The organism is Photobacterium sp. OFAV2-7 (assembly GCF_022347985.1).
Classification (GTDB): Bacteria; Pseudomonadota; Gammaproteobacteria; order Enterobacterales; family Vibrionaceae; genus Photobacterium.
Genome location: NZ_JAKRFQ010000316.1, coordinates 1 through 5,287, shown reverse-complemented (window position 1 = coordinate 5,287; position 5,287 = coordinate 1). Strand labels below are relative to the sequence as shown.

Below are 5,287 nucleotides of genomic sequence, written 5' to 3'. Positions count from 1 at the left end.
TCTAGAGCCAGAGCTGTTCCGCCTGAAGAAGAGCCGACTACGCCGGCCAATAAAGTCGTCGAGATAGCTACCTTGATAATCGGCGAGATGTCCATTGATACAATGCCTGCCTGCAAAACAGAGAATGCAGCCAGCGCCTTGATAACGCCGCCATAACCGACTTCGGAAGCGGTATTCATAATTGGCAGCAAGGAACCCAGTGCACCTTTTTCCAGCTGCTTTTTGGGGCTGGGGATATAGGCCCGAAACAAAATAAAGCTGGCTACGATAGCGACAGCCAGTGAAATGACCACCGGCCATATTCCGTTGATCTGGCTTTTCCCCAATGCTTTCATGGCTGGGAGGTAGTTGGCGGCAAATTCGATGAAATACCAATTGGTAAGCGCGAAGTTAAGGATAAAGATGAGCAGAATAGGGACAATGGCTAATACAAAACCCGGTAGTTTGGTATTGTCGTTATATTGGATCTCTTTATCGGCGTTGTGAACCCCATAACCTTCACCGGCAGCATTAAGTTTTCGGGCTCGTCGGGTTAGCCATAATATGCCTAGTGTCATCATGATCACAGAGCTGATAATGCCTAGGAGCGGGGCCGCATAAATTGTTGTCCCGAAGTAGGGGATTGGCATCGTATTGATATATTGCGGGGAGCCGGGTAAGGCTGTCATTGTGAAAGTAAAGGCACCGAGAGCGATCGAGGCAGGCAGCAAGCGCTTGGGCACGTCTGCTTTTTTGTAGATAGAAACGCCAATGGGGTAAATCGCGAAGACGACAACAAACAGGGATACTCCGCCGTATACCAACAGAGCCGTCGCGCAGACAACGGCCAGTATTGCCCTGTCATTACCGAATTTGGCTGAGATGAAGTTGGCAATAGCGGTTGAAGCGCCAGATACGCCCATCACATGCCCGAATATTGCACCAACCAGAAAGACTGGAAAATATAGCGCGATAAAACCGGCCATCGCTTTCATGAATATTTCTGTATAGGCCACAATGGCTGGAAAGTCACCGGAAAAAATGGTGGCTAGCATTGCCGTTAGCGGAGCGAGAACTATCACAGACACACCGCGATAGGCCAGCACCATCAATATAATTAATGATGCAAAGATACCCAAAATACTTAATGTCATTATTTCCCTCGACATGTTCACGGCAAGAAAAGAAGTCCTTTTCTTGATAGATTGCTTGTTAATCAAATGTATTTAAAACGTTATGCTAAGCGATAGGAAGGGGATGTTTTACCTTCATTTACGCATTTCAATTATGAGGATTTGGGATAAACCTGTGTCCTTTCTGCTGGGTATTTAAATTTAGGGAATGTATAGAAGTGTTTATCGTAAATCTCGAAAAACTATATTGCTTAGAAAGCCGTAATTAAAATGAGTCGTTCGGTGAATATTATTGATATGATGAAAGATAACTAGTGATTGGTTTCTTTTTGGTGATGTGTATATTTCTTTAGTTTTCATTTTATGCGATCAGATGTATGAGTTTTGATAACTCTTTGTCGAAAATTAAAATTAATCCGTATATAAAATAGTCTATCCTGTTTGCGCAATAATCACGGTGCCTCTATGTTAGATAAGATTGTCTACTTTCTCTATGTTGTTCGCACTGGTTCGTTCAGTGTAGCTGCTCGTCAGTATGGTATTTCGGCATCAGCTGGCAGTCGCTGGATTATAGAGCTGGAAGACAATATGGGTGTAAGTCTGCTTAAACGCTCTACCCGCAAGGTTGTGCCTACTCAGGCGGGACTGCGTCTATTTGAGCGCTTTGATGACGTAAATAGTGAAATTGAAGATATCTTTACAGAAATCCAAAATCTTGGAAATGATGATCGAGGAGTGATACGTATTGCGAGCACACCGCTGTTTGCGAAGAACTTTCTGAGTCAAATTGTCGGTGAGTATCTGCTCGATCATCCTCATGTTACCTTTCGGGTAATCGAAACCGCATTCGATATGGATCATATTGATGAAATTGATTTTGCCATTCGCGCCATTGCTGTTTATCAGGGGTTTCAGGAAAAAGACAGTCTGTTGGTCAAGCGTTCTTTGTTGCGCTATCCGCTCACAGCGTGTTGTGCGCCCAGTTATATAGAAATGTTTTCTAAGCCTGAAGTGCCAGAAGACTTGAAAAGACATAACTGTCTGTATGCCTCGACGTTGGTTGGGGGCAATAAGTGGGTCTTTGAGCGAGACGGCGAATTTACTACTGTTGATATTGCTCAGACGGTCGAAGTTGAAGATAGTCAGTTTTTAAAAACGGTTGCCTTAACGGGGGGCGGTATTGCCTATCTTCCAGTTACCTTGATCAAGGAAGAGCTTGAGGATGGAAGGTTGGTGCCTGTCCTTGATGATTATATTAATAGTGATTTTGAGTTCAGCTTGTATTTTCGTCCGCGCAAACAGATGCCCGTCCGTTGCGCCAATTTTAAAGATTATCTGATTAAGCGCGTGCGAGAAATTAGCGAAGAACAGATATAATCTCTCTGCTCTGTATATTGCATCACTATTATTGCGGCCAGCCAGAAAGGCTTGTTATTTAGTTCATAAGCGGCGTATTAATTAGCCCGATATTGCAATTATCTTTCCGTATATTGCCTATTTTTTCATTAATTTTGAGCCCATACACTCTATCCATCATATCAATATCGCCTTGCTAAGAGTCGATATTGCTTCCTAGATTCAGGCTTTGAAGGAAAATTCGATGAAGGTAAAAGTGTTATCGGCCCAGCAAGCGGCATCTTTGATCAATGATGGAGATAAAGTGATTTTAGGTGGGTTTATTGGTGCGGTAGTACCGGAAGCTATTGAGAAGGCGGTTGGGGAGCGCTTTCTGTCTAGTGGACACCCCCGCCGCCTGGAGTTGTATTTTACCGCCGGACAAGGGGATGGCATTGGCCGGGCGGTTAATCATTTGTCATATCCCGGGATGGTTAGCATGGCGTGCGGCGGGCATTGGGGCTTGATCCCCCGGTTGCAGAAACTGGCCAACGAAAACCTAATTGCCGGCTATAACTTCCCGCAGGGCGTGATTGCCCAACTGCTTCGTGACTCGGCTGCCGGTAAGCCGGGAACGTTATCCCATGTCGGGTTGGGAACCTATATTGATCCTCGCGGAGGCGGCGGCAAGATCAATGAAGTGACAGGCGATGATCGGGTATCGTTGATTGATATTGATGGACAGGATTACCTTTTTTATAAGCGCATTGATGCCAATGTCGCGCTGCTCAGAGGAACCACGGCAGATGAGAACGGCAATATCACCATGGAAGATGAGTGTCTGTTTCTGGAAAATCTGGCTGCGGCCCAGTTGGTTACCAATATGGGAGGCACGGTGATTGTCCAGGTTAAGAAACTCGTCAAAGTCGGAGAGCTGGATCCGCAGCAGGTACGTATCCCTGGTATTTTTGTGAATGCCGTTGTCGTTGCCGATGACGATAGTCACATGCAGACATTTGCCGAGCCAATGAACCCGGCCTATTGCGGTCGTGGTGAAGCTGTAAGTCGGGTGTCCCGGCCTCGTCCGCTTGACGTAAAAAAAATCATCGCTCGCCGGGCAGCGATGGAGCTGAGTCAGGGGGCCATCCTTAATTACGGTATCGGTGTGCCGGAAGTGATCGCTGCCGTGACCGATGAGGAGGGGATCACCGATCAAATGATTGCAACGGTAGAGCCCGGGGCGATCGGTGGCACGCCTGCTGGTGGTTTAAGCTTCGGGGCGGCAGCTTTCCCTGAGGCTGTGATCACTCAGGATCAGATGTTCGATTTTTATGATGGTGGTGGGATCGATCAGGCGTTTCTGGGGCTGGCCGAGTGCGACCAGAACGGAGACCTCAATGTTTCCCGGTTCGGGCCGAAAATTGCGGGTTGCGGTGGATTTATCAATATTACCCAGAACGCCAAGCAGGTGTTTTTCTGCGGGACTTTTACTGCCGGAAAGTTGAATGTCAAAACAGGAAATGGTCGGTTGCAGATAGTGCAAGAAGGACATATTCAAAAGTTTATTCGACAGGTGCAGCAGGTTACGTTTGCCGCTGATGTGGCCCGGAAGAATAGCAAAGAAGTGTTGTATATTACCGAGCGGGCTGTTTTCAGGTTGGTCGAGCAGGGCCTTGAGCTTGTCGAGATTGCTCCCGGAGTCGACTTGGAACGGGATATTCTGGCGCAGATGGCGTTTACCCCGGTTATCAGCCCTGAGTTGAGGTTGATGGATGAGCGTATTTTTTGCGAGCCACCGATGGGGCTCAGTATAGAAACACTGCGTTTTAATGCGATAAAAGCAGGCTTTGCGGCCTAGTTAAAATTTGAGCAGGTGACATAACGAGTGACCTTGTGGCAAGGTGTAACCACAGTAATGCCCCCGAAAACCGAATTTGTATAGTTAGGAGTAACCCATGATTATTGAACCTGTTGTGAAAGGGGTCGTTGCACGCTCTGCGCACCCGTATGGCTGTCAGCAGGCGATCAGAAACCAGATTAATTACGTCAGCTCGGCAGAGCCGATTGTTGGCGGTCCCAAGAAAGTGCTGGTTCTCGGTGCTTCGTCCGGGTTTGGGTTGGCCTCGCGTATCGCATTGGCGTTCGGCGGCTCGAATGCTGACACTATCGGGGTCTCATTTGAACGTGGGCCAAGCGAGAAGGGGGTCGGAACGGCTGGTTGGTATAATAATATCTTTTTTCGTGAAGAGGCTGAGAAACAAGGTCTTATTGGCAAGAACTTTGTCGGTGATGCCTTTTCGACGTCGATGAGACAACAGGTGATTGACTATATCAAGGCGGAGTTTGGCGGCAAGCTTGATTTGGTTGTCTATAGCCTGGCAACGGGAGTGAGACCCGATCCCGAGACGGGCGAAATGTGGCGCTCGTCGATCAAGACGATCGGCGAATCGGTTACCGGCCCGACGATTAATATCGAAACCGACACCATGGAGCCGATGACCATAGATACCGCCACAGAAGAAGAAATTGAAGCCACGAAAAAGGTCATGGGCGGTGAGGACTGGGAAAGCTGGATAGATATCCTGTCGGAAGCCGGCGTACTGGCCGACGGCTGTAAAACCGTTGCCTATTCTTATATTGGGCCTGAAGCAACTTATCCGATTTATCATAAAGGGACGCTGGGCAGAGCAAAAACTCACCTTCATGCCACCGGTGATTTACTGAATGACAAACTGGCCCGGATTGGCGGAGAGGCGTATGTCTCGGTTTGTAAGGCATTGGTGACCAAGGCCAGCGTCTTCATCCCGGCGTTTTCACCCTATATTCTGGCACTGTTTAAG

Annotated in this window: 4 protein-coding genes; 3 read left to right on the top strand and 1 reads right to left on the bottom strand. The window is 47.7% G+C overall.

Going from position 1 to position 5,287, the window contains the following annotated elements; all coding sequences use genetic code 11:
• Window positions 1–1,133, bottom strand: a 1,133-nt coding sequence (locus MHN01_RS15580) for a GntP family permease (protein ID WP_239412185.1), incomplete at its 3' end; no start/stop codon positions are given.
• 444 nt (window positions 1,134–1,577) lie between these two features.
• Between MHN01_RS15580 and MHN01_RS15575 the strand changes: the two genes are divergently transcribed.
• The 3 genes from MHN01_RS15575 to MHN01_RS15565 all read left to right on the top strand — a co-directional run.
• Window positions 1,578–2,489, top strand: coding sequence for a LysR family transcriptional regulator (locus MHN01_RS15575; RefSeq protein WP_239412184.1), 912 nt, complete (start codon window positions 1,578–1,580; stop codon window positions 2,487–2,489).
• A 223-nt stretch (window positions 2,490–2,712) separates the two neighbouring features.
• Window positions 2,713–4,305, top strand: coding sequence for an acyl CoA:acetate/3-ketoacid CoA transferase (locus MHN01_RS15570; RefSeq protein ID WP_239412183.1), 1,593 nt, complete (start codon window positions 2,713–2,715; stop codon window positions 4,303–4,305).
• Window positions 4,306–4,402: 97 nt separating this feature from the next.
• Window positions 4,403–5,287 (top strand): trans-2-enoyl-CoA reductase family protein (locus tag MHN01_RS15565; RefSeq protein WP_239412182.1); only part of this gene is annotated, 885 nt, incomplete at its 3' end.